The organism is Curtobacterium sp. MCLR17_055 (assembly GCF_003234305.1).
GTDB lineage: Bacteria > Actinomycetota > Actinomycetes > Actinomycetales > Microbacteriaceae > Curtobacterium > Curtobacterium flaccumfaciens.
Window position 1 is genome coordinate 136,273 of the sequence record NZ_QKSX01000007.1, and the last position, 25,325, is coordinate 161,597.

24 protein-coding genes are annotated in these 25,325 nt (G+C 71.8%); 17 read left to right on the forward strand and 7 right to left on the reverse strand.

Annotated features, from left to right (window positions below; translation table 11 throughout):
* The first annotated feature begins 7 nt into the window (after nt 1-7).
* From DEJ09_RS08165 to DEJ09_RS08200, 8 genes are all read left to right on the forward strand, one after another.
* Complete coding sequence (locus DEJ09_RS08165) at nt 8-490, forward strand: cytidine deaminase (protein ID WP_111088152.1); 483 nt, start codon at nt 8-10, stop codon at nt 488-490.
* 5 nt (nt 491-495) lie between these two features.
* Nucleotides 496-1,794, forward strand: a complete 1,299-nt coding sequence (locus DEJ09_RS08170; RefSeq protein WP_111088153.1) for a thymidine phosphorylase — start codon at nt 496-498, stop codon at nt 1,792-1,794.
* Nucleotides 1,795-1,914: 120 nt separating this feature from the next.
* A complete protein-coding gene (locus DEJ09_RS08175; RefSeq protein WP_111088154.1) occupies nt 1,915-3,027 on the forward strand; it encodes an adenosine deaminase in 1,113 nt (370 codons plus the stop codon).
* 3 nt (nt 3,028-3,030) lie between these two features.
* On the forward strand, nt 3,031-3,477 hold the full coding sequence (locus DEJ09_RS08180; protein ID WP_111088155.1) for a PTS sugar transporter subunit IIA: 447 nt from the start codon (nt 3,031-3,033) through the stop codon (nt 3,475-3,477).
* Entirely contained in the window at nt 3,474-3,752 is a 279-nt protein-coding gene (locus DEJ09_RS08185) for a PTS sugar transporter subunit IIB (RefSeq protein ID WP_027466460.1), read from the forward strand. Before DEJ09_RS08180 ends, DEJ09_RS08185 begins: the two co-directional genes overlap by 4 nt.
* An 89-nt stretch (nt 3,753-3,841) precedes the next feature.
* Entirely contained in the window at nt 3,842-4,684 is an 843-nt protein-coding gene (locus tag DEJ09_RS08190) for a purine-nucleoside phosphorylase (RefSeq protein ID WP_111031934.1), read from the forward strand.
* Nucleotides 4,681-6,357, forward strand: coding sequence for a phospho-sugar mutase (locus DEJ09_RS08195; RefSeq protein ID WP_111088156.1), 1,677 nt, complete (start codon nt 4,681-4,683; stop codon nt 6,355-6,357). The genes DEJ09_RS08190 and DEJ09_RS08195 overlap by 4 nt, the downstream gene beginning before the upstream one ends.
* Before the next feature lie 442 nt (nt 6,358-6,799).
* Complete coding sequence (locus DEJ09_RS08200; protein ID WP_146245694.1) at nt 6,800-7,474, forward strand: hypothetical protein; 675 nt, start codon at nt 6,800-6,802, stop codon at nt 7,472-7,474.
* Between the two features lie 85 nt (nt 7,475-7,559).
* On the opposite strand, the gene DEJ09_RS08205 is transcribed toward DEJ09_RS08200, so the two are convergent.
* Both DEJ09_RS08205 and DEJ09_RS08210 read right to left on the reverse strand, forming a co-directional pair.
* Nucleotides 7,560-9,344 (reverse strand): biotin carboxylase N-terminal domain-containing protein, encoded by a 1,785-nt coding sequence (locus tag DEJ09_RS08205; RefSeq protein WP_111088158.1) that lies wholly within the window; start codon nt 9,342-9,344, stop codon nt 7,560-7,562.
* A gap of 79 nt (nt 9,345-9,423) precedes the next feature.
* Complete coding sequence (locus tag DEJ09_RS08210; RefSeq protein ID WP_111088159.1) at nt 9,424-10,218, reverse strand: nucleoside triphosphate pyrophosphatase; 795 nt, start codon at nt 10,216-10,218, stop codon at nt 9,424-9,426.
* 14 nt (nt 10,219-10,232) lie between these two features.
* Between DEJ09_RS08210 and DEJ09_RS08215 the strand changes: the two genes are divergently transcribed.
* The 4 genes from DEJ09_RS08215 (at nt 10,233) to DEJ09_RS08230 (ending at nt 14,693) form a co-directional block, all read left to right on the forward strand.
* Nucleotides 10,233-11,492, forward strand: coding sequence for a class I SAM-dependent RNA methyltransferase (locus DEJ09_RS08215; RefSeq protein WP_111088160.1), 1,260 nt, complete (start codon nt 10,233-10,235; stop codon nt 11,490-11,492).
* 176 nt (nt 11,493-11,668) lie between these two features.
* Nucleotides 11,669-12,388, forward strand: a complete 720-nt coding sequence (locus DEJ09_RS08220) for a response regulator transcription factor (RefSeq protein ID WP_017888757.1) — start codon at nt 11,669-11,671, stop codon at nt 12,386-12,388.
* Nucleotides 12,389-12,393: 5 nt separating this feature from the next.
* On the forward strand, nt 12,394-13,647 hold the full coding sequence (locus DEJ09_RS08225; RefSeq protein ID WP_111088161.1) for a sensor histidine kinase: 1,254 nt from the start codon (nt 12,394-12,396) through the stop codon (nt 13,645-13,647).
* Complete coding sequence (locus DEJ09_RS08230) at nt 13,644-14,693, forward strand: hypothetical protein (protein ID WP_111022366.1); 1,050 nt, start codon at nt 13,644-13,646, stop codon at nt 14,691-14,693. Before DEJ09_RS08225 ends, DEJ09_RS08230 begins: the two co-directional genes overlap by 4 nt.
* Before the next feature lie 660 nt (nt 14,694-15,353).
* On the opposite strand, the gene DEJ09_RS08235 is transcribed toward DEJ09_RS08230, so the two are convergent.
* Both DEJ09_RS08235 and DEJ09_RS08240 read right to left on the reverse strand, forming a co-directional pair.
* Nucleotides 15,354-15,608: an acyl-CoA carboxylase subunit epsilon gene (locus DEJ09_RS08235; RefSeq protein ID WP_111038025.1), complete on the reverse strand. Its 255-nt coding sequence runs from the start codon at nt 15,606-15,608 to the stop codon at nt 15,354-15,356.
* Complete coding sequence (locus DEJ09_RS08240; protein ID WP_071406413.1) at nt 15,608-17,203, reverse strand: acyl-CoA carboxylase subunit beta; 1,596 nt, start codon at nt 17,201-17,203, stop codon at nt 15,608-15,610. Before DEJ09_RS08240 ends, DEJ09_RS08235 begins: the two co-directional genes overlap by 1 nt.
* Nucleotides 17,204-17,277: 74 nt before the next feature.
* Here DEJ09_RS08240 and DEJ09_RS08245 point away from each other — a divergent pair, with 74 nt between their 5' ends.
* The 3 genes from DEJ09_RS08245 to DEJ09_RS08255 all read left to right on the forward strand — a co-directional run bounded on the left by DEJ09_RS08245 (nt 17,278) and on the right by DEJ09_RS08255 (nt 20,009).
* Nucleotides 17,278-18,078, forward strand: coding sequence for a biotin--[acetyl-CoA-carboxylase] ligase (locus DEJ09_RS08245; protein WP_111088162.1), 801 nt, complete (start codon nt 17,278-17,280; stop codon nt 18,076-18,078).
* Between the two features lie 4 nt (nt 18,079-18,082).
* The gene (locus DEJ09_RS08250; RefSeq protein ID WP_071244247.1) at nt 18,083-18,631 is read left to right on the forward strand and encodes a PH domain-containing protein; all 549 of its coding nucleotides are present in this window, start codon (nt 18,083-18,085) and stop codon (nt 18,629-18,631) included.
* A gap of 70 nt (nt 18,632-18,701) precedes the next feature.
* Nucleotides 18,702-20,009 carry a UDP-glucose/GDP-mannose dehydrogenase family protein gene (locus tag DEJ09_RS08255; protein ID WP_071406414.1) on the forward strand — a complete coding sequence of 436 codons (1,308 nt, stop codon included), beginning with the start codon at nt 18,702-18,704 and terminating at the stop codon, nt 20,007-20,009.
* 71 nt (nt 20,010-20,080) lie between these two features.
* Here DEJ09_RS08255 and DEJ09_RS17935 read toward each other — a convergent pair whose 3' ends face one another.
* Entirely contained in the window at nt 20,081-21,283 is a 1,203-nt protein-coding gene (locus tag DEJ09_RS17935) for a glycosyltransferase (protein ID WP_146245695.1), read from the reverse strand.
* Between the two features lie 48 nt (nt 21,284-21,331).
* Here DEJ09_RS17935 and DEJ09_RS08265 point away from each other — a divergent pair, with 48 nt between their 5' ends.
* The gene (locus tag DEJ09_RS08265) at nt 21,332-22,555 is read left to right on the forward strand and encodes a polysaccharide pyruvyl transferase family protein (RefSeq protein WP_181433309.1); all 1,224 of its coding nucleotides are present in this window, start codon (nt 21,332-21,334) and stop codon (nt 22,553-22,555) included.
* A gap of 131 nt (nt 22,556-22,686) precedes the next feature.
* Complete coding sequence (locus DEJ09_RS08270; RefSeq protein ID WP_111029457.1) at nt 22,687-22,914, forward strand: hypothetical protein; 228 nt, start codon at nt 22,687-22,689, stop codon at nt 22,912-22,914.
* 6 nt (nt 22,915-22,920) lie between these two features.
* Here the strand turns inward: DEJ09_RS08270 and DEJ09_RS08275 are convergent, their stop codons facing one another.
* Together DEJ09_RS08275 and DEJ09_RS08280 are read right to left on the reverse strand one after the other, a co-directional pair.
* Complete coding sequence (locus DEJ09_RS08275) at nt 22,921-23,871, reverse strand: GH25 family lysozyme (protein WP_111031922.1); 951 nt, start codon at nt 23,869-23,871, stop codon at nt 22,921-22,923.
* A gap of 136 nt (nt 23,872-24,007) precedes the next feature.
* A complete protein-coding gene (locus DEJ09_RS08280) occupies nt 24,008-25,285 on the reverse strand; it encodes an acyltransferase (protein WP_181433031.1) in 1,278 nt (425 codons plus the stop codon).
* Nucleotides 25,286-25,325 lie beyond the last annotated feature (40 nt).

Genomic DNA, 25,325 nt, shown 5'->3' on the forward strand with positions numbered 1-25,325 from the left:
ACGACACATGACCGACGCACACGCTGCAGGTGACCAGGCGGTCACCGCCACCGACCCGACGGACGCCGCCACGGGCCTCCCGGCCGACGACGTGGACTGGGGCGTCCTGCGGGACGCCGCCACGGCCGCGATGCGGCGCGCCTACGCGCCGTACTCGTCGTTCCCGGTGGGCGCCGCGGCGCTCACCGACGACGGCCGGATCGTCTCCGGCTGCAACATCGAGAACGCGAGCTACGGGGTGACGCTCTGCGCGGAGTGCTCCCTCGTGTCGCAGCTGCACATGACCGGCGGCGGCAAGCTCGTCGCGTTCACGTGCGTCGACGGCGACGGGGCGACCCTGATGCCGTGCGGCCGCTGCCGCCAGCTGCTGTTCGAGCACTCGACCGAGGGCATGCTCCTCGAGACGCTCTCCGGCATCCGCACCATCGACGAGGTCCTGCCGGACGCCTTCGGGCCGCGGACCCTCGCCACCTACCAGCAGGAGCACTGATCCACATGGCCGTCGAGCCGTTCGACACCGTCGACCTCATCCGTACGAAGCGCTCCGGCGGGGCCCTCAGCACCGCCGAGGTGGACTGGCTCGTCGACGCGTACACCCGCGGCTACGTCGAGGACCCGCAGATGGCCGCGATGGCGATGGCGATCTTCCTGAACGGGATGGAGCGGCGTGAGATCAAGGACCTCACGCTCGCGATGATCGCGTCGGGGGAGCGGATGTCGTTCTCGTCGCTCGGCAAGACGACGGTCGACAAGCACTCCACCGGTGGCGTCGGCGACAAGATCACGCTGCCGCTCGCACCCCTGGTGGCGTCGTTCGGCGTCGCCGTGCCGCAGCTGTCCGGTCGCGGACTCGGGCACACCGGCGGCACGCTCGACAAGCTCGAGTCGATCCCCGGGTGGCAGGCGTCCATCTCGAACGACCGCATGATGCAGGTGCTGCAGGACGTCGGCGCGGTCATCTGCGCCGCCGGGTCCGGCCTGGCACCCGCGGACAAGAAGCTCTACGCGCTCCGCGACATCACCGGCACGGTCGAGTGCATCCCGCTCATCGCGTCGAGCATCATGTCGAAGAAGATCGCCGAAGGCACCGGGGCGCTCGTGCTCGACGTCAAGTTCGGGTCCGGCGCGTTCATGCCGACGTACGAGGCGTCCCGGGAGCTCGCGCAGACCATGGTCGACCTCGGCAACGACGCCGGGGTCGCGACCTCGGCGCTGCTGACCGACATGGAGGTCCCGCTGGGGCTGACGATCGGCAACGCGCTCGAGGTGCGGGAGTCGGTCGAGGTGCTCGCCGGCGGCGGTCCCGCCGACGTCGTCGAGCTGACCGTGGCGCTCGCGACCGAGATGCTCACGCTGGCCGGACTGCCCGATGCCGACCCGGCCGCGGCGCTCGCGGACGGCCGCGCCATGGACACCTGGCGTCGGATGATCGAGGCGCAGGGCGGGGACCCGTCCGCCGCGCTGCCCGTCGCCCGCGAACAGCACGTCGTCACCGCTCCGACGTCGGGGGTCCTCACCCAGCAGGACGCGCTGCCGTTCGGCGTCTCGGCCTGGCGGCTCGGGGCCGGTCGTGCCCGCGCGCAGGACCCGGTGCAGGCCGGTGCGGGCATCGAGCTCCACGTCAAGCCGGGGGACACCGTGACCGAGGGCCAGCCGCTCTGGACGCTGCACTCCGACGACGCGTCGCGGATCCCGCGTGCGCTGGAGTCGCTCGAGGGCGCGTGGACCATCGGCCCGGAGGGCTCCGCTGCCGCGGCACGCGGGCCGATCGTGCGCGAGCGCATCGGGTCCTGAACCGGGCCACCCGACCGACCGGAGGCTCCCTGCACACCTGTGGGGAGCCTCCAGTGTCTTCCGTCGTGGGTTGTGCACAGGTGCCTGCGCGGCGGCGGTGACCACCGATAGCCTGGGGGCATGAGCGCCGACGCCCCGACCTACCGCCTGCCCGACGCCGGGGCGGTCATCAACGACCTGCCGAAGGTCTCGCTGCACGACCACCTCGACGGCGGCCTGCGTCCCGCGACCATCATCGAGCTCGCGGCCTCGGCGGGTGTGTCGCTCCCCACCACCGACCCGGCCGAGCTCGGGCAGTGGTTCGCCGACCAGTCGAACTCCGGCTCCCTGGTCGAGTACCTGAAGACGTTCGACGTCACCACGTCGGTGATGCAGACCGCGCCGCAGCTCACCCGGATCGCCCGCGAGTTCGTCGAGGACCTGGTCGCCGACGGCGTCGTCTACGGCGAGGTCCGCTGGGCGCCGGAGCAGCACCTGCAGGGCGGGCTGACCCTCGACCAGACGGTGGAGGCCATGCAGGCCGGCATCGAGGAAGCCGTCGACGCCGCCGGTGGGCGCATCCGCGTCGGCCAGCTCGTCACTGCGATGCGGCACGCCGACCGGTCGCTCGAGATCGCGGAGCTCGCCGTCCGCCACCGTGACGCCGGGGTCGTCGGCTTCGACATCGCCGGTGCCGAAGCCGGGTTCCCCGCCTCGAACCACCGCGCCGCCTTCGACTACCTGGCGTCCGAACTGTTCCCCGTCACCGTGCACGCGGGCGAGGCCGACGGGCTCGCCTCCATCCGGTCCGCGCTGGTCGACGGCCGGGCGCTCCGCCTCGGGCACGGCGTCCGCATCTTCGAGGACGTCGCCCTGTCCGACGCCGGGGACGGCTCGACGCTGGCCTCCCTGGGCGAGGTCGCCTCGTGGGTCCGTGACCGCGAGATCCCGCTCGAGGTCTCGCCGTCGTCCAACCTGCAGACCGGGGCGATCGCCGCGTGGGGCGACGACCTCGCCGACCACCCGTTCGACGTGCTCTACCAGCTCGGCTTCCGGGTCACGGTGAACACCGACAACCGCCTGATGAGCGGGACCTCGCTGTCGAAGGAGCTCGCACTGCTCGCCGGCACGTTCGGGTACGACCTCGACGACCTGGCGGCGTTCCAGATCAACGCCGCGCTCGGGTCGTTCCTGCCGCTCGAGGACCGCGAGGAGATCATCGCCACCATCACGGCCGGGTACCAGGAGGCCTGACGCATGGGACTGCCACCGCTGCCGGACACCGCCGTCCTCCTCGGTGCGGACGCGCCCGCGTGGCGTGACGCGATGCGCCTGGTCGGCGGTGCGCTGGTCGCCTCGGGCGCCACCACCGACGAGTACACCGACGCCATGATCGGCATGGTCGAGGAGCACGGGCCGTACATCGTCATCTCGCCGGGGCTCGCATTCGCGCACGCCCGGCCGGGTGGCGCCGTCGTGCGGGACGCACTCGCGATCGTGACGCTCGCGACGCCGGTGGCGTTCGGCCACCCGCACAACGACCCCGTCCGTGTGGTGCTCGGGCTCGCGGTGGCCGAGGTGGGCACCCACCTGGAGTCGATCGGCGAGATCGCGAACCTGTTCAACGACGCCACCGTCACCGGACGGATCGCGGCGGCGACCACCGCGGACGAGGTCCGCGCGATCATGGGGGTCTCCGCGTGAAGATCGTGACCATCTGCGGCGCCGGCATCGGCTCGAGCGGCATCCTCAAGGTGAACGCCGAGAAGGCGCTCGACGCCCTCGGGCTGTCGGCGTCGGTCGTCGCGGCGGACGTCGCCTCGGTGCGCGACGTCTCCGACGACGCCAACGTGATCCTGACGAGTCAGGAGTTCGTCGAGGCGATCGGTGACACCTACGCCGAGGTCATCGTCATCGCGAACCACTTCGACCAGGGTGAGATCACGGCGGCTGTGGACCGGGCGCTCGGAGAGCACTGAGGCGGGTGCGGTGGCGGCCGCTGCGGCGGCTGCTGCGGCGGCTGCTGCGGCGGGCGCTGCGGCGGGCGTCCGCCCTTTAGAGTTGGGGCATGAGCACCGAGAACCCGCTGAACGACCCCGCTGCCGACCCGTTCGAGGTCGCGCGGGCCGCCGCCGCCGTCATCGCCGAACAGTCCGGCATCGAGCGGCACGACATCGCCCTGACCCTCGGGTCGGGCTGGGGCAAGGCCGCCGACATCATCGGTGAGACCGTGTCCGAGATCCCGGCCGAGCAGGTCCCCGGGTTCAGCGCCTCGGCCGTCCCCGGCCACTCCGGCACCATCCGGTCGATCCGGCTCGCCGACGGCCGCCACGCGCTCGTCATCGGTGCCCGCACCCACTACTACGAGGGCCACGGAGTCCGTCGGGTCGTGCACAGCGTCCGCACGGCCGCTGCGACCGGTGCCTCGATCATGGTGCTGACCAACGGCGCCGGTGGCATCAAGGAGCACTGGACCCCGGGCACACCGGTGCTCATCAGCGACCACATCAACCTGACCGCGGACAGCCCGCTCGAGGGCGCGACGTTCATCGACCTGACCGACCTGTACTCGGCGCGGCTGCGCGAGCTGGCCCGGACGGTCGACCCGTCGCTCGACGAGGGCGTGTACACGCAGTTCCGCGGCCCGCACTACGAGACCCCGGCCGAGGTCCAGATGGCGAAGACCATCGGCGGGCACATCGTCGGCATGTCCACGGCGCTCGAGGCCATCGCGGCCCGTCAGGCCGGCATGGAGGTCCTCGGGTTCTCGCTCATCACGAACCTCGCCGCGGGCATCCAGAAGACCCCGCTGTCGCACACCGAGGTGCTCGAGGCCGGCAAGCAGGCCGAGCCGGTGATCGCCGACCTGCTCGCACGCGTGGTCGCCGCACTCGGGCAGCCGGCGTCGTGAAGCTCGACCTCGACCAGGTGCTCGGCACCGCGCGGGCGTGGCTGGCGCAGGACCCCGACCCGGAGACCCGTGACGAGCTGGCCGCGGCGATCGACGCGGCGGCCGAGGGTGACGGTCCCGCTGTCCGGGCGCTCGCCGAGCGGTTCGACGGCCGGCTGCAGTTCGGCACCGCCGGACTCCGCGCGGAGCTCGGCTGGGGCCCGCTGCGCATGAACCGGGTCGTCGTGACCCAGGCCGCTGCGGGGCTCGTACGGTTCCTCATCGACACCGGGCGCTCGCGCAGCGTCGTGATCGGGTACGACGGCCGGGTGAACTCGGACGTCTTCGCACGTGACTCGGCCGAGGTCATGCGCGGCCTCGGGCTCGAGGTCACCCTGCTGCCCTCGGCCCTGCCGACGCCGGTGCTCGCGTTCGCCGTCCGGCACCTGGACGTCGGTGCCGGCGTCATGGTCACCGCGAGCCACAACCCGCCGCGGGACAACGGGTACAAGGTCTACCTCGGTCAGGACGACGACGGCTCGCAGATCGTGCCGCCCGTCGACGGTGAGATCGCGGCCGCCATCGACGCCGTGGCCGCGGGCTCAGTCACCGACCTGCCGCGCGGCACGGACTACACCGTCGCGACGTCGGCCCTGGTCGACGCCTACGTGGCCGCCACGGCCGCGATCGTGCCCGCTCCGGCACTCGGGGTCGACGAGCAGCCGAAGGTCGTCTACACGGCCATGCACGGCGTCGGGTGGGAGACCGCTCGCGCGGTGTTCGCCGCGGCCGGGTTCGCCGAGCCGGCGGTCGTGCCGGAGCAGATCGATCCGGACGGTGCGTTCCCGACGGTGTCGTTCCCGAACCCCGAGGAGCCGGGTGCGATGGACCTGGCGATCGCCCGTGGTCTCGCCGTCGGCGCCGATCTGGTGATCGCGAACGACCCCGACGCCGACCGGCTCGCACTCGCGATCCCGACGGCCTCGGACGCCGGTGCGCCGTCGTACCGTCGGCTGTCAGGCAACGAGGTCGGCTGGCTGCTCGGGTGGCGTGCCGCTGCACGGGCGTCCGAGTCGGGCGCGACCGGCACGCTCGCCGCGTCGATCGTCTCGTCGCCGGCGTTGGCCCGGGTGGCTGCGCGCCACGGGCTGGAGTACCGCGACACCCTGACCGGCTTCAAGTGGGTCTCGCGGGTGCCCGAGCTGCTGTTCGGCTACGAAGAGGCCCTGGGCTACCTGGTCGACCCGTCGGTCGTGCGCGACAAGGACGGCATCTCGGCTGCGCTCGAACTGCTGTCCCTCGCCGACGAGCTCGCCGCATCGGGCTCGACCATCGCCGACCACCTCGAGGCCTTCGCCGCCGAGTTCGGCGCGTTCGCATCGGGGCAGGTCGCGACCCGCGTCGACGACCTGTCGCGCATCGGCGAGATCATGGCGTCGCTCCGGTCCACGCCGCCGTCGACGCTCGGCGGGCTCGACGTGCACACGGTGACGGACTACGCCGACGGGGTGGCGGGCTTCCCGCCCTCGGACATCCTGCGCTACGACCTGTCCGGCGACGCCCGGGTGATCGTCCGCCCGAGCGGGACCGAGCCCAAGGTGAAGGTCTACATCGACACCGTCGCGGACACCGCCGCCGAGGCCCAGCGCCTGGTCGACGCCCTCGCCGAGTCGGTGCGCCCCCTGGTGTCGTAGGGCGCGGTCCGCCCGAACCAGGTTCCGGACACAGCACCGCGCATCTTCGCGGTGCTGTGTCCATTCCGCAGTGTCGCGTAAGCCCGGTACCGCTCCACAATGGCAACGGGTCGGCTGGTTCTCCACAGCGACCGGCTCATCGTGCCGTGAGCGGCCGCCGGGACGCCACGCTGTCCCGATGGAACGCCTCACGCTCATGACGACTCCGGTGGACAGCGCAACGGCTCGCAGCATGCGGCGCAGAACGGAGCGGGGCGAGTTCCTCCGCATCGGCCACGGCGTTTCGACCCCCGCCCAGGCGTTCCGGGATGCGTCGGAAGCGGCTCGTCACCGTGCTCGGATCGATGCCGTCCTCGCTGCCTCCCGTCCGGGGCTGATCGTGTCGCACGCGTCGGCCGTCGTGATGCACGAGCTGCCCTGGTTCGGGCCACTCCCGGATCGCGTGGCCCTCACCGACCCCACGCGCGACCGCGCGCAGCGCCTGCGGTTCAGCGACAAGGTGCCGGCACGTGGTCGAGACGTGGCAACCGTGCTCATCGACGGGGTCGAGACGACGGACCTGGTGACCACGGCCATCGACGTTGCGCTCCGATCCGACCGGGGCCATGCCCTGGTCATCCTCGACGCGGTGCTCCGACGAGGGGGCGACCGTCACGACCTGCTGGCCGAACTCGAGTCGCGACCGACACGCCGCGGTGTCCAGCGGGTCCGAGCGCTCCTCGAGCTCGCGGACGGTCGGATCGAGTCCGCCGGAGAGAGCCTCGCGCTGTTGGTGATGCACGATCTCGGGTTGCCACGGCCGGAGCTGCAACACGAGTTCTCCGTCGACGGCCGATGCATCGCACGGGTCGACTTCTGGTTTCCGGAGCAGGGGGTGGTCGTGGAGTTCGACGGACTCGTCAAGTACCGGGCCGGCGAGGTTCGGGGCGCGCGGACGGCAGAAGAAGTGGTGATTGCGGAGAAGTTCCGAGAAGACGCGGTGCGTGCAGTCCCGGGGGTCCGCGGTGTCGCGAGGCTGATCTGGCGCGAGGTTCTGCCCGGCGGGGATGCTCCGTTCACGCTCCGGAGGTCCGGACTCCCGGTCCCACTGGCGAGCCGCACGACACCGACGTGGTGACGCACCGGGGAACGGACACAGCACCGTGTAGATGCACGGTGCTGTGTCCGGAACCTGGTTCCGGGGGAGAGCAAGAACCCCCGCGCTACGCGAGCTCGAGCAGCACGTGACCGGACGAGACCGTCTGGCCGACCGGGGCGTTCAGCCCGGTGACGACGCCGTCCTTGTGGGCCTGCACGGGCTGCTCCATCTTCATGGCCTCGAGCACGACGAGCAGGTCGCCCTTCACCACGGTGTCACCCTCGGCGACCGCGAGCTTCACCACGGTGGCCTGCATCGGCGACGCGACGGACGACCCGGACTTCGCCAGGCCCCCGCGGACGGCCGACGAGCGGCGCTTCGGGGGAGCGGTGGGGCCGGCCGGACGACGACCGGCGACACCGCCGGCAGCACCGCCACCGACGATCGACGGCATGGTGACCTCGATGCGTTTGCCCTGCACCTCGACCACGACGCTGTCGCGCGCAGCCGGGGCCGGCAGTTCCTCGGGGGAGCCGCTCCACGCCGGGATGTCGTTCACGAAGTCGGTCTCGATCCACTGCGTGTAGATGCTGAACGGCGAGGAGTCGTCCGTCGCGAACGCCGGGTCCGACACCACGGCACGGTGGAAGGGGAGCACGGTCGGCAGGCCGGTGACCTCGAACTCGGCGAGTGCACGACGCGAACGCTCCAGCGCCTCGGCACGGGTGGCGCCGGTGACGATCAGCTTCGCGAGCATCGAGTCGAACGACCCGGACACGACGTCACCGGAGACGACACCCGAGTCGACACGGACGCCGGGGCCGGACGGTGCGTTGAACGCGTGCACGGGGCCGGGCGCGGGGAAGAAGTTGCGACCCGGGTCCTCGCCGTTGATGCGGAACTCGAACGAGTGTCCCCGCGGCGTGGGGTCCGAGTAGTCGAGCACGCCACCCTCGGCGATGCGGAACTGCTCGCGCACCAGGTCGATGCCGGTGACCTCCTCGGAGACGCAGTGCTCGACCTGCAGGCGGGTGTTCACCTCGAGGAACGACACCGTGCCGTCGGCACCGATGAGGAACTCGCAGGTGCCGGCACCGACGTAGCCGACCTCGCGCAGGATCGCCTTCGACGACTCGTACAGGGCGGTCTGCTGCTCGGACGTCAGGTAGGGCGCAGGGGCTTCCTCGACGAGCTTCTGGTGGCGACGCTGCAGCGAGCAGTCGCGGGTGGAGACCACGACGACGTTGCCGTGCTCGTCCGCCAGGCACTGGGTCTCGACGTGGCGCGGCTTGTCCAGGTACTTCTCGACGAAGCACTCGCCCCGACCGAACGCGGCGATCGCCTCACGCGTGGCGGACTCGAAGAGCTCCTCGACCGAGGCGCGGTCGCGGACGACCTTCAGACCACGACCGCCACCGCCGAACGCCGCCTTGATCGCGACGGGCAGACCGACCTGGTCGACGAAGTCGAAGACCTCGGAGACGTCCTGCACGGGCTCGATGGTGCCGGGGGCGAGCGGTGCGCCGACCTTCTCGGCGACGTGGCGCGCGGAGACCTTGTCGCCGAGGCGCTCGATCGACTCCGGCGACGGGCCGATCCAGACGAGCCCGGCGTCGATGACGGCGCGGGCGAAGTCGGCGTTCTCGGCGAGGAACCCGTAGCCCGGGTGCACGGCGTCCGCACCGGAGCGGCGGGCGACCGAGATGATCTTGTCGATGACGAGGTACGTGTCGGCGCTCGTGGTGCCGTTCAGCGCGTAGGCCTCGTCGGCGAGGCGGGCGTGCAGGGCATCGCGGTCCTGGTCGGCGTAGACAGCGACCGATGCCTTGCCCGCGTCGCGGGCCGCGCGGATGATGCGGACGGCGATCTCGCCGCGGTTCGCGATGAGGACCTTGCTGATACGGGGCATGACACAGCAGCGTATTCGTGCGGCGGGAGTGCGTTTTGACTGGCACCCACAAAGAACCACCCGGAAGAGGTGCGAATGTCTACAGTGCCCACAGGTCGTGCCAGGCGATGCCGAAGCCCCGGAGGAGCATCGACCGCAGCACCGGCAGCGACATCCCGATCACGGCGGACGGTGCCCCGTCGATCCGCGTGATGTACGCCGCGGCCCGACCGTCGATGGTGAACGCACCCGCCACCTCGAGCGGCTCGCCCGTCGCGACGTACGCGTCGATCTCGTCGACGGACACGTCGTCGGCGAAGGTCAGCACGGCGCTGTCGACCGCGACCACGCGGTCGCCGGCGGCGGCCAGCGCCGACCCGCCGGGCGCGACGGCACCCAGCTGCGGGACGCCGGCGGTGGACGTGACCAGGGACCGGACGGGAGGCACGGTGCGGGCCGGTGCCGCGCCTCCAGGCCGTCCCGTGGCCGGTTCCGGGTCCCGGTGCCGGTCGTCGCGTCGTCGATCGATCACGCAGTGTCCGCTCCACAGGGTCCCGCCGCCGGCGGCGAGCATCTGCCGCCAGCGCTCCCGGGCGACCGCGGGGTCGTGCGGCTTGCCGTACAGCTGCCCGTCGACCTCGAACGCGGAGTCGCCGCCGAACACCACGCCGTCGACCGGTGACCCGGCGACCGCGGAGTCGGCGACCGCGGACGCCTTCGCGACGGCGAGGAGCGAGACGAGCTCCGGACCGGTCAGGTCACGGCCGAGCGATGCCGCGGCTGCGGCACCGACGGCGTCCTCGTCGACCCCGGGGGACACGAGCACGGGTTCGATCCCGGACTGGGCGAGGAGTGCTCGGCGGGCGGGGGATGTACTCGCGAGGTACAGACGCATGGGACCATCTCATCATGGGTGAATCCGTCGGCACGCTGCTCGAACTCGACGTCACCGGGATCGCCCACGGCGGCATCTCGGTGGCACGGCACGAAGGACGGGTGGTCTTCGTCTCGGACGCGATCCCCGGGGAGCGCGTCGTCGCCCGGGTGACCGAGGACCGCAAGAAGTCGTTCTGGCGCGCCGACACGGTCAGCGTCATCACGCCGAGCGAGCACCGCGTCGACCACGTCTGGCCCGAGGCCGCGCTCGAGCGTGACCCCGAGACGCGCCCGGGTGGTGCCGAGTTCGGGCACATCGCCCTCGCACACCAGCGCACGCTGAAGCACGACGTCCTCGTCGACTCGTTCGCGCGGTTCGCGCGGATGGACCTCGCCGAGGTGCTCGGCCACGACGTCGTCGTCGAGGCCGCGCCCGGCGACGACGCGGCGAACGGCCTCGGCTGGCGCACGCGCGTCCGGCTGCACGTCGACGAGCAGGGCACCGCCGGCCCGTTCGCGGCCCGCTCCCACTCCGTCATCCAGGTGACCGGCCTGCCGCTCGCGACCGCCGTCGTGCAGCAGAGCGCCCCGCTCGGCCGTGGTGCGCTGCCGGGGTCCTCGGTCATCGACGTCCTCGCACCGAGCGGCTCCGAGGGCGCGCGGCTCGTCATCGACGACCAGAAGCCCACCGTGGTGACCGAGGTCGTGGGGGAGCGCACGTTCCAGGTCGACGACAACGGGTTCTGGCAGGTGCACCGTGCCGCGGCGACCGTGCTCACCGAGGCCGTGCAGGACCTGGTCGACCGCGATCGCCTCGACCCCGAGGGCACCCACCTGGACCTGTACGGCGGTGTCGGCCTGCTCGCCGCCGCCCTCGGTGACCTGGTCGGCCCGAAGGCGCGCATCACGAGCGTCGAGAGCGCCGCCCGTGCCACCGAGCACGCGCAGGAGAACCTGTCGGAGTGGCTCGGCGCCCGCGCCGAGACCGGCCGCGTCGACCGCTGGCTGACGAACACCGTGGCGAACGCCTCGCGCGCCGAGAAGGACCGCTTCCGCGCCGGCACGATCGTGCTCGACCCGCCCCGCGCCGGTGCCGGTCGTGACGTGGTCGTGCAGATCGCCGCGCTCCAGCCGGAGCAGGTCGTCTACGTGGCGTGCGACCCGGTGGCGCTGGCCCGCGACGTCGCGACGTTCGCCGACCTCGGCTACCGGCTCGAAGCACTGCGGGCCTTCGACCTGTTCCCGCACACGCACCACCTGGAAGCCGTCGCACGCCTGGTCCCCACGCGCTGAGGTCCGGCGGTCGCTCGACCGCTGGTCCTTGCGTGTCGGGGTGTCCACCAATCGGCGGACCGGCCAGCGTGGCGCAGCGGAGAAGCCCCGCACCTGAGTCCGGGCTGGGTATCCTGGGTCGTTGATGGCACTCCGGTTTCAGGGGCCGGCGTCGCGCATCGGAACGAGAGGCCACTGTGGCAGCAGGAACGACAACCACCAGCACCGAGACGTCAGGGGCGGCCACCAGGCCGGTCCGGGTCGCGATCGTCGACGACCACGAGTCCGTCCGACTCGGGATCCAGGCGGCGTGCCAGAACGAGGGGTTCGAGGTGGTGCTCACCGCCGCCAGCGTCCCCGAGTACGTCCAGAACCTCGACGGGCGAGAGGTCGACGTCGTCGTCCTCGACCTGTCCCTCGGTGACGGCTCGACCGTGACCGAGAACGTCAAGGGCGTGCAGGGGACGGGATCGGCGGTGCTCGTGCACTCCATCGCGGACCGTGTCGCCAACGTGCGTGAGGCGCTCGCAGCAGGGGCTGCCGGCGTCATCCCGAAGTCCTCGGCCACCAAGACGGTGATGGCCGCGGTCGCCACCGTCGCACGCGGTGACGTGCTCAACAACCTCGAGTGGGCGAGCGCCATCGACGCCGACCGCGACTTCGCGAAGGCGCAGCTCGGCCGCCGCGAGCGCGAGATCCTGCACCTCTACGCCTCGGGTCTCCCGCTCAAGCTCGCCGCCCAGCAGCTCGGCATCGGCTACTCGACGGCCCGTGAGTACCTCGACCGGATCCGTGTGAAGTACGTCGAGGTCGGTCGCCCGGCCCCGACGAAGGTCGACCTGCTGCGTCGAGCCGTCGAGGACGGGATCCTCCCCGGGCTCGACTCGGGCATCGACCCCGACGGCGACGGTCGCTGACACGGATGGCGACCGCGGCTGAGTCGGCGCGGACGGTCGTCGAACCGGCGCCCTTCGGCGCCGATCCGGCGCGCAGTGTCCGCGCCTCGATCACGCAGGCGTCGGTGGAGCGCGCGTTCGCGATCCTCCTCGCGATGGCGGCGATCGGCCTCGGCATCGTCGACGCGCCCGCGGTCCTGCAGCAGCTGCCGTACCTCGACCCGTTCTGGGGTCCGACGCTGATGCTCGCCCTCGCGGCGTCGTTCGTGTTCATCGGGGTCTCGGCCTTCGTGCAGCGGGTCGCGCAGCTGGCGCAGATCGTCTGCGCGCTGCTGTTCCTCGTCGTGCTCGTGACGTGGACGGCGACCGTGCAGGAGCCCATCCCGTCGGCGCAGCAGCCGTGGCCGTGGTGGTTCTGCACGGTCGGCTGCACGGCGGCGGCGATGGGCTTCGCCACGTGGCGTGCGACGGTCTACACCGCGCTCGTGCCGGCGGTGTACGTCGTCATCCGGCTCAGCCCGCTCGGCGGCGACGTCGGGGTCCTCGCCGTCCTGCTCGACGGCGTGTACACGGCGCTGCTCAGCGGTGCGGTGCTCGTCATCGCCGTGGTGCTGCGGCGTGCGGCCACGTCGGTCGACACGGCGCAGTCCACGGCCGTGCGGCGGTACTCGCTCGCCATCCGGGAACACGCGACCGAGGTCGAGCGGGTCCAGGTGGACGCCATCGTGCACGACAGCGTGCTCACGACGCTGCTCTCCGCCGCACGGGCCGACACGCTCGAGGCCAAGACCCTCGCCGCGCGGATGGCCCGGAACGCGATCGACCACCTCGAGGCCGCCGCCACCGACGGTCCCGGTGACGTCGCGCCGGTCGCCCTCGGGGAACTCCGGGCGCGCATCCGCGAGGGGGTCGGTGCGTTGCCCGCTCCGGTCCGCCTCGTCCCGACGCCGACCGGGTCGGTCCGCCTGCCCGCGTCGGTCGCCGACGCGCTGGCCTCGGCGGCGCTGCAGGCAGCGGTGAACAGCGTGCAGCACGCCGGCGACGCTGACGTCTCCCGCTGGGTCCGCGTCGAGCAGCAGGGCCAGGGGGTGCTCGTCGAGGTCGGTGACGAGGGCCGCGGATTCGACGTCGCGGCCATCCCCGCCGAACGGCTCGGTGTCCGCCGCTCCATCGTGGAGCGGGTCGCGACCGTCGACGGTCGCGCCGAGGTGCACACCGTCCCGGGCGAGGGCACCCGCATCGTGCTGACGTGGTCGCCGGCCGCGAGGACGACCGCATGAAGGTCTCCCTGCCAGCGAGCATCGCCCTCGGACTCGCGTCGCTGTTCTCCCTCTACCACCTGGTCCTCGCCGCGGCCACGCTGCCGCGCGTCGACCAGGTCGCCCCGATCGTCGCCTGCATGGTCCTGTACGCCGCGGCAACCGGCCTCGCACTGTTCGTCCCCGGCAGGGTCCTGCCGGTCTGGACGGCCTGCTTCTCCCTCGCCACCGCGATCGTGATGCCGGTGATCGCCGCCCCCGTCCTCGTCGATGGTCGTGGTCCCGGCTCCGCCACCTGGTGGATCGCGGCCATCGGCACGCTCATGGTGGTGCTCGTCGTGCGCGGTCGGGGCCCCTTCGCGTGGGCCGGCGTGTTGTTCCTGACCGTGTACACCGTCGCCTGGGCCGGTCTCGGCTCGCTCGGTGGGCTCGGCGTGGTCGGCAGCGTCGCCTGGGTCGCGATCGCCACGGTCTTCGCCGCCGCGATGAGCCGCGCGATCCGGAACACCCGTGAGCTCGTCCTCGCCGAGCAGGAGACCGCCGACTGGCAGGCCGCGCAGGACGCCCACGTGTTCGAGCGGCAGTTCCGGCTGAGCCAGACCACCCGGATGGCCCTGCCGATGCTGCAGCGCATCATCGACTCCTGCGGCGACCTCGACGACGCCGACCGCGCCGAGTGCCTGCACCTCGAGCAGGCCATCCGCGACGAGATCCGCGGCCGGTCCCTGTTGTCCGACGACGTCCGCGACGAGGTGATGCGCCTGCGCCGCCGCGGAGCGACCGTCCAGCTGCACGACGACGGCGGGCTCGACGACCTGGACGCCCCGGACATCCGGCGCATCCACGCCCGTGTCGCCGAGGCGCTCCGGCAGGCCCGCGATGCCGACAACGTCATCGTCCGGACCGTGGGCGAAGGCTCCGACTCCGCGGTGACCGTCGTCGGACTCCGCCTCGATGGCGCGGCCAGTGAGTCCGCGGCGCTCGGAGCGGGGATGGACGACGACGACGGGGACGAGGACGACTCCGTCGCACTCTGGCTCGAGATCCCGCGGCACGAGCCCGCGTAGCGCGCGGCGCGCTCGGTACAGCGCGCGGCAGCGTGTGCGCGCGTGTTGCGACGATGCGCCACGTGATCGACGCGTGGATCGTCGCGGACGTGGTGCGGACGGCGCTGCGGACGCGCGTGGTGCGCCGGGCGTGCGGGCGGCGGTGGACGCGATGGGGGACAGCCGGGAGGCCCGTGGCGGCGCCGCCACGGGCCTCCAGGCTGCCGCGTGGGTGCGTCGGGCGGGCGCGCGCACGGAAGCGACCATGTCGTTGTCGTACGACGTCGACGGTGTCGTTCCGGATCGGCCTCGCCAGCCGCCCCGCCAACCGCACCGACGCCCGCCCGCACGCGCCACACGCCCCGGAAACGGGGAACGGGCCGGTCGGATACCGACCGGCCCGTTCACGACCCGAGGCTGAGCGACAACCCGAATGTCGCCCTGCCTCGCAGCGGGCGGTGGCTTCGTACCCTAGTCGGCCACCGTCCTGCGATGTCTTTCGTTGAAGGACACCGAACACCAACTACTATGCCCACGCACGAGCCGCATGTCAGTCGTCATTATGGGGGACAATTCCGGCATTTCCGGTCCGTATCCGCTGAACGTGTCCCCCGAGTGAGGGGATACCGACCGGGAAGTGCGCCCTGCAACCGTTCCGGTCGCCCGCGCACCAGGGGTACATCAGCGGAGCGATCGGCCCCAGGCGCCCGGTCCGTGGTCGAGCGGGCGGCGGAGTCCGCGGGCCGCGGCGTCCCACCCGGTGCGGGGTTCGACGACCACGGCGGCGCGCCCGGCGGCAGCGGCTTCATCGGCCTGGCGCTGCAGGACGGCCACGACGGCGGCGAGTTCCTCGGGGGTGGGGTCGCCGGCGACCACCCGGACGTCCGCCACTGAAGCGGGCTCGTCCGAGGGCACGGCTGCTGCGTGGCGACCCATCAGAGGGGGATGTTCCCGTGCTTCTTCGGGGGCAGCGTGGCGCGCTTGCCCCGCAGCGACCGGAGGGCCTTGATGACCGACACGCGCGTGGCGTGCGGCTGGATGATGCCGTCGAGCTCACCGCGCTCGGCCGCCAGGTACGGCGACGCGACGTTGTACGTGTACTCGTTCGCGAGCTTCGTGCGGACCGCGGCGACGTCCTCGCCGGACTCCTCGGCGCGCTTGATCTCGGCGCGGTACAGGATGTTCACGGCGCCCTGGCCGCCCATGACGGCGATCTCGGCGGTCGGCCACGCCAGGTTGATGTCGGCGCCGAGCTGCTTCGAGCCCATCACGATGTACGCGCCGCCGTAGGCCTTGCGGGTGATGACGGTGACGAGCGGGACGGTGGCCTCGGCGTAGGCGTACAGCAGCTTCGCGCCGCGGCGGATGACGCCGGTCCACTCCTGGTCGGTGCCGGGCAGGTAGCCGGGCACGTCCACCAGGGTCAGGATCGGGATGCCGAACGCGTCGCAGAACCGCACGAAGCGGGCTGCCTTCTCGCCGGCGTCGATGTTCAGCGTGCCGGCCATCGCCTGCGGCTGGTTCGCGATGATGCCGACCGTGCGGCCCTCGACCCGGCCGAAGCCGATCAGGATGTTCGGCGCGAAGAGCGGCTGGACCTCGAGGAACTCACCGTCGTCGACGATGTGCTCGATGATCGTGGTGACGTCGTACGGCTGGTTCGTCGAGTCCGGGATCACGAGGTCGAGCTCGTGGTCGGCGTCGGTGGTCTCGAGCTCCGGGGCGACGTCGTAGGCCGGCGGGTCGGAAAGGTTGTTGTCCGGCAGGAACCCGATGAGCGAGCGCGCGTAGTCGAGCGCGTCGGTCTCGTCCTCGGCCAGGTAGTGGGCCACGCCGGAGACCGCGTTGTGCGTCTGGGCGCCGCCGAGCTCCTCGAAGCCGACGTCCTCGCCCGTGACGGTCTTGATGACGTCGGGGCCGGTGACGAACATGTGGCTGGTCTTGTCGACCATGATGACGAAGTCGGTGAGGGCGGGGGAGTACACCGCACCGCCGGCCGCCGGACCCATCACGATGGACAGCTGCGGGATGACGCCCGAGGCCTGGGTGTTCAGGCGGAAGATCTCGCCGTACTTGCCGAGCGCGACGACGCCTTCCTGGATGCGGGCGCCGCCGGAGTCGAGGATGCCGATGATCGGCACGCCCGTCTTCAGCGCGTGCTGCATGACCTTGATGATCTTCTCGCCGGCGACCTCGCCGAGCGACCCGCCGAAGACCGTGAAGTCCTGCGCGTAGACGGCGACGTTGCGGCCGTGGATCGTGCCGACGCCGGTGACGACCGCGTCACCGTAGGGGCGCTTGGCGTCCATGCCGAACGACGTGGTGCGGTGTCGCACGAACTCGTCGAACTCCACGAAGGAGTTCTCGTCGAGCAGCTGCTCGATGCGTTCGCGCGCGGTGCCCTTGCCCTTCGCGTGCTGCTTGGCGATGGCGGATTCGCCCGCGGCGGTCACGGCCTCGTGGTACCGGTCGCGGAGGTCGGCCAGTCGGCCGGCCGTCGTCGACAGATCGGGGGTGTCTCCTGAAGTCACCCGCTCACCCTACCGGCGGGTGCCACGCTGCCGGTTGGAGGACCCCCACGGTTCCTGCCCGTAGATTTGCGTGCATGTCCACATCCCCGTCGCCGTCGTTCCCCGCCACCAGCGCGGCTGTCCGGTCGGCGGGCGCGACGATCACCGTCCCCGCCGAGACCGGGTCCACCAACGCGGACCTGCTCGCCGCCGCCCCCGAGCAGCAGCACGGCAGCGTCCTCGCGACCCTGCACCAGACCGCGGGTCGGGGCCGGCTCGACCGCACCTGGACCGCTCCGGCCGGTGAGACGCTCGCCGCCAGCGTGCTCGTCCGTGCGGACCTGGACGACCACGACCGCGGCTGGTTGCCGCTGGTCGCCGGGGCGGCGATGCGCGACGCGATCGCGTCGGTGCTCCCCGCCGGCGCCGACGTCGTCGTGAAGTGGCCGAACGACGTGCAGGTCGCCGGGGACAAGGTGTGCGGGATCCTCTGCCAGGTCGCCGCCGACGGCAGCGTCGTGGTCGGGGTCGGCGTGAACCTGACGATCCCGGCGGACCGGCTGCCCACCCCGACGTCCACCTCGCTCCTGCTCGCCGGCGCGGTCGACGACGCACCCGCCCTGGCCGACGCGGTCCTGTCCGCCTTCCTGCGGTCCGTCCTGGAGGCTGTGGCCGGCCTGGTCACCGGGGGTCCCGCCGCAGAGACGGTCCGGTCCCACGTCCGCGCCGCGTGCGGCACCATCGGTCGCCGCATCCGCCTCGAGCTGCCGGACGGCACCGTCGAGGAGGCCGACGCCACCGGCATCGACGACGCCGGTCGCATCACGATCCGGGACCAGGCAGGCGGCACCAGGGGCGTCGCGGTGGGGGACGTCACCCACCTGCGGTATGCATGACGGCATGACCGCCGAGCCCCCGCCCGAACGTGTCGTCGCACGCCTGCGACCACACGCCCGTCGGCTGGTGCGCCCGGCGGTGTTCGTCGTGCTCGTCACCGCGGCCGGCGGGTTCGGCTTCGGCGTGTTCCAGGCGCAGCTGGCGTGGCTGAACGCCGTCGTCGCGCTCGTCGTCGTGGTGCTCGTCGTGTTCGGCGGCGCCGTCCCGCTGTTCCGCTGGATGTCGGAGCGGTACGTCGTCACCACGCGTCGCCTGGTCGTGGTCAACGGACTCGGCACGCGGACCCGACGGGAGCTCCTGCACTCCCGCGGCTACGACGTGACCGTGCGGCGCCGCGGGCTGCAGGGGCTGTTCCGCTCCGGCGACGTGCTCGTGTTCCCCGGGGACGACCCCGCCGTGGTCCTCGCCGACGTGCCGCACGCCGACCTCGTCGTCGCCGTCCTGCACGACCTGGTGGAGGCGTACGAGGCCAGGCGTCGGCACCGTGAGCCGGACTGGGACGAGATCGTCGGCGGTCCGGACCGTCCGCCGTGGGGCGACGTGCGGGCCTGACGCGGCCGCTGCGAGCCTCGTCGCGGGCGTCGTGATGAGACTTCGGCGAGAAACCGGTACCTTCTTCGACGTGCGTATCTCTGTGATCGGCTGCGGCTACCTCGGTGCCGTGCACGCCGCCTCCATGGCCAAACTCGGACACGAGGTCGTCGCCGTGGACGTCGACCCCACCAAGATCGAGCGGCTCGCCGCGGGCGAGGCCCCCTTCTTCGAGCCCGGCCTGCCCGAGATCCTGACCGAGGCCCTCGAGTCCGGTCGGATCCGCTTCACCACCGACATGGCCGAGGTCGCCGGTGCCCGCGTGCACTTCCTCGCCGTCGGCACCCCGCAGGGCCCCACCGGTGCCGCGGACCTGACCTACGTGAACGCCGCCGTCGCCGCGCTCACCCCGCACCTGTCCGCCGGCGAGTTCGTCGTCGGCAAGTCGACCGTTCCCGTCGGCACCGCCGCACGTCTGGCCGCCGAGGTCAGCGAGGCCGTCCCCGGTGCCACGCTCGTCTGGAACCCCGAGTTCCTGCGTGAGGGCTTCGCCGTGCAGGACACCATCGCGCCGGACCGCTTCGTCTACGGCGTGCCGGACGGCGAGGCCGGCGAGCAGGCCGTTGCCGCCCTCGACGAGGTCTACGCCGAGGCGCTGTCCACCGGCACGCCCCGACTCGTCGTCAACCTGCCCACCGCCGAGCTCGTGAAGATCAGCGCCAACGCGTTCCTCGCCACGAAGATCTCGTTCATCAACTCGATGGCCGAGATCGCCGAGGTCGCCGGTGCCGACGTGACGGCGCTCGCCGACGCGATCGGCCACGACGCCCGCATCGGCCGGAAGTTCCTGAACGCCGGCCTCGGCTTCGGTGGCGGTTGCCTGCCGAAGGACATCCGTGCGTTCCAGGCGCGGGCGAACGAGCTGGGCGTCGGGGAGTCCCTGGCGTTCCTGGCCGACGTCGACGCCACGAACCTGCGTCGTCGCGCCCACGTCGTCGAGCTGGCGCAGGAGCTGCTCGGCGGGGTCGTCAGCGGCAAGCGCGTCGCGGTGCTCGGCCTGGCCTTCAAGCCGAACTCCGACGACGTGCGCGACTCGCCGGCCCTGGACATCGCAGCCCGCCTGCAGGAACTCGGCGCCGTCGTCTCGGCGTACGACCCCGAGGCCGTCGTCACCGCCCGCCGCGTGCACCCCGAGCTCGACTACGTCGAGAGCGCGGCCGAGGCGCTGGGCGGGGCGGAGCTCGTGCTCGTGCTCACCGAGTGGACCGAGTTCCGGGAGCTCGACGCCACCGCCGCCGCCGCACTCGTGGCGTCGCCCGTCGTCATCGACGGCCGCAACTGCCTCGATCGTGACGCGTGGACCGCCGCCGGCTTCACGTACCGCGGCATGGGGCGCTAGCCGCGACCGACAGGAGGCCCGGTGCCGGTCCGTGGGACCGGCACCGGGCCTCCTGTGTGTCTGCCGCGTCGTCAGCCGATGGCCGCGCGCAGCACCGCCCGGTAGCGCTCGCCGATCCGTTCGGTGGAGAACTCCGCTGCTGAGACGACGGCCTGCTCCTGGTAGCGCGAGCGTGCTGCGTCGTCGGTGAGCACGCGCTGCAGTGCTGCGCGGAGCGCCGGGACGTCGCCCGGGGGCACGAGCACGCCGGACACGTCGTCCTGCACGACGTCCCGGATGCCCGGCAGGTCGCTCGCCACGATCGCGGCCCCGACCGCCGCGGCCTCGAGCAGGGTGACCGGCAGTCCCTCCTGGTCGCCGTTCGCCGCGGGGATCGACGGCACCGCGACGACGGTGGCCGACGCGAGGGTCTCGAGCACCTCGGTGCGGCCCCGCTGGCCCAGGAACGTCACCGGCAGACCAGCCGCCTGCTGCTCGAGCTGGGCGCGGTACGGGCCGTCGCCGACCACGGTGAGCCGCCAGGGCACGTCATCGCCCAGGCCGCGGAGTGCCTCGATCAGGTTGCCGAAGCCCTTCTTCTCGACCAGACGACCGACCGCGACCACGTGGTGCTCCTGCGGCGCGACGCGGGCACGGGTGTCGCGGGCAGGGCCGAGGTCGACACCCATCGGGATCACGGTCGAGCGCGACTCGGGGACGCCCCACTCGGTCAGGCGCTCGCGCATCTCGGAGTTCACGGTGGTGACGTGCGCCGACCGTCCGAAGATCCAGCGCTTGAGCCGGACGAGGGGAGCCGCGCGGAGCGCGTAGATGTCCCCGCCGTGGGTCGTGACGACGACGGGCACACCCGGTGCGGCCAGCGTCGCGACGAGGGCCTGCGGGATGGCCCAGTGCGCGTGGATGACGTCGGGCCTCGCGGAGCGCACCACGCGCCGCAGGGCCAGGTACTGCGCCAGCACCAGCGCGGGCACCTGCACGATGCGGGAGCGCCGCTCCTTGAGGTTGTCGAGGATCGCGCCGTCGGCCAGGTCCTCGAAGCGACGCGGGAAGTACGGGTAGCGGCGCACCGCGACCTCGCCGATGCGCTCCTTCGCGGCACCACCCGGCACGCGGGGGGTGAGCACGAGGGTGTCGAACTCGGTGGCCTCCTGGTGAGCGAGGTCGAGCACGAACGCCGGCACGCCGTCGTCCGGACGGGCCGGGAACGTCGAGCCCAGGACGAGCAGGCGGGGGCGGTCCTGGCGGGAGCGGGCGGAGCGAGTGGTGCGGGACATCGTGCCTTTCCGGGGCTGGCGGGGGACGGTCCGGTAGGCTCTCACCCCGTGCGCGTACTGATCCACAATAGCGATTCGCCCCACAACCGCGGGGACCGGGCGATCCTCGCCGGCAACGTCGAGCTCGTCCGTCGCCGGTGGCCGGACGCCGAGATCGTGTCCCTGTCCCAGTACCCCGAGCGGGACGCCGCGTGGTTCGGGATCCGGTTCCTGCCGGTCTCCCCGTACAGCACCGGCATCGGCGACCTGTTCGCGCTGCTCCGTGCCGCCCGCGGCGCCGACGTGGTGCTCTGGGGCGGCGGCGAGATCCTGAAGGACTACACGAACAAGCTCGGCCTCGTGTACTGGTTCGGCAAGATGCTGCTCGTCCGTGCGGTCAACAAGAACCTCGTCGGGGCGTTCCAGGGCATCGGCCCGACCACCGCCGGGGTCAGCAAGCGCCTGATCCGTGCCACCGTCGACCTCTGCAGCGCCTTCGCCGTGCGCGACGACGAGTCCCGCGAGAAGCTCCTGTCCTGGGGCGTGAAGACGCCGATCGTGTCGTCCTTCGACCCCGCGGTCGTCGGGACGGTCACCCCGCCCGACGCCGAGGTGCTCGAGCGGCTCGAGCGCACCACCGGCCTGACCGCCGAGCAGCTCGAGGGCTCGATCGGCTTCGGCGTCCGTCGCTGGTTCCACTACAAGCGCAGCGGCTGGATCCCGTTCCGCTTCCTGCCGAAGCGCTTCCGCCAGACCGGTGTCGACAGCGACAAGCTCGTGACCTACCGGCAGGCCGTCGCCGATCTCGCCGACCGTGTGATCGACCGCTGGGACGCCGACGTGGTGTTCTACCCGATGCACATGGAGGCGTCCGAGGGTGACGCCGCCTTCGCCCGCGAGGTCATCGCGCTGATGCGGCACGCCGACCGCACTCACGTCGTCGAGGCCGACGAGTTCTCGCCGTCCGAGTACGCCGGACTGATGTCGCGCAGCCGCCTGTTCCTGGCGAGCCGCCTGCACTCGGCGATCGTCGCGACCATCGCCGGGGTCCCCGCCGCGGTGCTCTACTACGTCGACAAGGGCCGGCTGTTCTTCGAGCAGATGGGCCAGCAGGCCTACTCGAAGCCGATCGAGGCCGCACTCGAGCCCACGTTCGTCGACGACGTCACGGCGCAGCTCGAGGCGCTCGACGCGGACCGCGACGCGGTCCGCGCGCAGCTCGCGCAGGGCGTTGCCCGGATGGCGACCGCCCTCGACGCCGACTTCGCCGAGGCGACGCGCGACGTCCGCTGACACCGTGCGCTGACACGGCGGGCGCGAACGCGCGCCCGTGACGGACAGGAGGCCCGTGGCGACACCGCCACGGGCCTCCTGTCCGTTCGTGGTGGCCGAGCGCCGGGGGCGCGCGCCCCTAGGCTGACGACATGACCGAGCGTCGATCCCTCACCGTCGCCGGCGGCGTCACCGCCGCCATCGGCGGAGCCGTCTCCGGAACCGGGGCGCTGATCCTCACCGTGTACGCCGCGACCGGCGGGAGCTTCCCGTTCGGTGCGGCGTTCCTCGTCTTCGCGGGTGGGCCGTTCCTGCTCGTCGGCGCGGTGCTGTTCGCCGTCGGCTGGTGGCAGGGCCGTCGATCGCAGCGACGTCCCTGACGGGCGTCAGCTCGTCCGGGACGCGAAGCGCTTCAGGTACGTGATGTCGTTGCGGTAGACGTCCTGGTCGCCGGGGAGCGTGCCGCTGGCCGCCCACTGCCAGAAGGTCCACTTCGACCAGCTGCGTCCGAGGGTGCCGGGGGTGGTGAAGTTCTTCACCGGGTAGATCGCGACGAACAGCGGGTTCTTCGAGAACTGGTTGCTGTTGTTCGTGCAGCGCTTCCACCAGTCGGTCGTGGTGTAGATCGCGGGGTACCGACCCGTCTTGGCGACGACGGTCCGGTTGAAGTCCTTGATCCAGGTGCGCATCGCGCCCCACGACTTGCCGTAGCAGGTGCCCTGGGCGGCGCTGCCGTACTCGATGTCGAGCAGCGGCGGCAGGGTCTTGCCGTCCTTGCTCCACTGGCCGCCGTGGGCGAAGAAGTAGTTCGCGGTCGCGGCGCCGCTCGCCTGGCTCGGCTGGGCGTAGACGTAGCCGCCGCGGTACAGGTTGCGCTGCTTGGCGGTGGCGTACTGCTGCTTGTAGGTGGAGCTGACGTACGAGGTGCCCTCGGTCGCCTTGACGTACACGAACCGGGCGCCGTTGCGGTAGGCCTGCAGGAAGTTGACGCTCGGCTGCCACGCGCTGATGTCGAAGCCCTGCACCCGGCCGGGGGGCGGCCCGCCGGCGGTGGCGGCAGCGGCCGACGAGCTGAGGGACTGTGCGCTCACGCCGCCGCCCGAGGTCGCGTCGGGGGAGGTCGTCACGTGGGTCTCACCGGCGTGGGCGGCGATGCCGGCACCCATGGTGTGGTTGCCGGTGCGGTCCATCTCGGCGATGGAGAGCTGCTGACCGGTGTCGGTGCCTGCGGCGGCGGTGGCGGTCGCGCCGACCGCCGGGCCGCTGCCGAAGGTGATGACCCCGGCGACGGCGGCAGCGGTGCCGAGCCCGAGGATCCTGCTGATGGGTGCGCGCATGTGGTCTCGTCTTCCCTGTCGAGATGCCGTGGGCCTGATCTCCCACGCCGCGGTCCGAGCGATGCTACCCGGACTCTGCGACACCTGTCCGTGAGACGCACCCGTGCGGCGTCCGCTGCGGTGTCCGCTGTCGGGGCTAGCGGGCGGTGCGGGTGCCCTCGTCGTCCGTCTCGACCTCGGGCAGGCGCCCGCGCGAGGAGACCTCGCGGGTGGCGTGCTTCTGCCGGCGGTTCAGGAAGTTGCGCTCCACGAGCCACCACATCCCGACGCAGATCGCCAGGGTGATCGGGATCACCACGAAGACCATCATCAGGAACTGCCACTTCGGGTACAGGCCCATCGGCAGGAGCAGCAGGTTGCCGAGTCCGAGCAACGGGCTGTGGAAGAGGTAGATCGTGTACGACACGAGGCCGGCGAGCACGAACGGCTTCCACGCGAAGAAGCGTGCGAGCCAGGTGTGCTCCCCGGTGACCGCCTTGCGGCCCATCCAGGTCAGCAGGATGCCCGCGAAGATGCCGAGGACGACCTCGGACGGCCAGGTCTGGTGCTGCCAGTAGTCGCGGTTGCGGAAGAAGACGAGGAGCATGCCGACGAACATCGCGGCCACGAACACGCCGCTCTGCCACCGCGGACCGCCGAGCTTCGAGGCGTTCAGCTTGCCGGTCAGGTGCTCGTCACGGGCCTTGACGGTGAGCTCGGCGGCGAGCATGCCGACCGCGAAGAGGCCGACGAACCACGGGTGCATCCACGAGTAGCGGCTCTCGGAGCCCATCCACATGCCGATGAGGACGAGCGAGGACGCGGTCGCCCACCCGCCGAAGACCTTCCAGAGCGGCAGGATCAGCAGCGGCATGAGGAAGTAGATCTGCCACTCGACGGCGACCGTCCACATCGGGCCGTTGATCTTGCCGATGTACTGCGGGAAGAAGTCGTGCACCAGGAAGAAGTGCGTGAGGAACGTGCCCCAGCCCATCGGCAGCTTCGTGTCCCACTGGGTGCCGCCGGGCTGCCCCATCACCGGGACGAACAGGATGATGAGCGCGAAGACGACGAGCGACGCCCAGTACGGCGGGATGATCCGTCGGGCGCGGCGCCAGATGAACTTCCAGAAGCCACCGGGCAACCGGTAGCGGTCGAACCGGGTGACCACGGGCAGCATCAGGACGTAGCCGGACAGGACGATGAACAGCGGGACGCCGAGGTAGCCCCAGCCGATGAACGGTCGGAGCCACGGCAGTTCGGTCGGCCCGGTGCCGGTCGTCCCGGTGAAGAGGTACGCGTGGTAGAACACCACGGCCAGGGCGGCGAGACCGCGGAGCCCGTCCAGGTACGGGAACTCGAGCCGGCCCCCTGCGCGGGGAGCGGCCGCCGTCGGTTCGGCTGCGGATTCGGCTGCGCGGGTTTCGGTGGCCAACGAACGTCCTCGAGGTGGTCGGAGCGGGGTCCCCGGCAGT

Coding starts and splice junctions, on each gene's coding strand:
- DEJ09_RS08270 (WP_111029457.1), top strand. CDS start 22,687: ATGACCGAGCGTCGATCCCTCACCGTCGCCGGCGGCGTCACCGCCGCC.
- DEJ09_RS08180 (WP_111088155.1), top strand. CDS start 3,031: ATGGGACTGCCACCGCTGCCGGACACCGCCGTCCTCCTCGGTGCGGAC.
- DEJ09_RS08190 (WP_111031934.1), top strand. CDS start 3,842: ATGAGCACCGAGAACCCGCTGAACGACCCCGCTGCCGACCCGTTCGAG.
- DEJ09_RS08215 (WP_111088160.1), top strand. CDS start 10,233: ATGGGTGAATCCGTCGGCACGCTGCTCGAACTCGACGTCACCGGGATC.
- DEJ09_RS08235 (WP_111038025.1), bottom strand. CDS start 15,608: ATGGGTCGCCACGCAGCAGCCGTGCCCTCGGACGAGCCCGCTTCAGTG.
- DEJ09_RS08210 (WP_111088159.1), bottom strand. CDS start 10,218: ATGCGTCTGTACCTCGCGAGTACATCCCCCGCCCGCCGAGCACTCCTC.
- DEJ09_RS08205 (WP_111088158.1), bottom strand. CDS start 9,344: ATGCCCCGTATCAGCAAGGTCCTCATCGCGAACCGCGGCGAGATCGCC.
- DEJ09_RS08230 (WP_111022366.1), top strand. CDS start 13,644: ATGAAGGTCTCCCTGCCAGCGAGCATCGCCCTCGGACTCGCGTCGCTG.
- DEJ09_RS08170 (WP_111088153.1), top strand. CDS start 496: ATGGCCGTCGAGCCGTTCGACACCGTCGACCTCATCCGTACGAAGCGC.
- DEJ09_RS08175 (WP_111088154.1), top strand. CDS start 1,915: ATGAGCGCCGACGCCCCGACCTACCGCCTGCCCGACGCCGGGGCGGTC.
- DEJ09_RS08245 (WP_111088162.1), top strand. CDS start 17,278: ATGTCCACATCCCCGTCGCCGTCGTTCCCCGCCACCAGCGCGGCTGTC.
- DEJ09_RS17935 (WP_146245695.1), bottom strand. CDS start 21,283: ATGTCCCGCACCACTCGCTCCGCCCGCTCCCGCCAGGACCGCCCCCGC.
- DEJ09_RS08275 (WP_111031922.1), bottom strand. CDS start 23,871: ATGCGCGCACCCATCAGCAGGATCCTCGGGCTCGGCACCGCTGCCGCC.
- DEJ09_RS08165 (WP_111088152.1), top strand. CDS start 8: ATGACCGACGCACACGCTGCAGGTGACCAGGCGGTCACCGCCACCGAC.
- DEJ09_RS08225 (WP_111088161.1), top strand. CDS start 12,394: ATGGCGACCGCGGCTGAGTCGGCGCGGACGGTCGTCGAACCGGCGCCC.
- DEJ09_RS08250 (WP_071244247.1), top strand. CDS start 18,083: ATGACCGCCGAGCCCCCGCCCGAACGTGTCGTCGCACGCCTGCGACCA.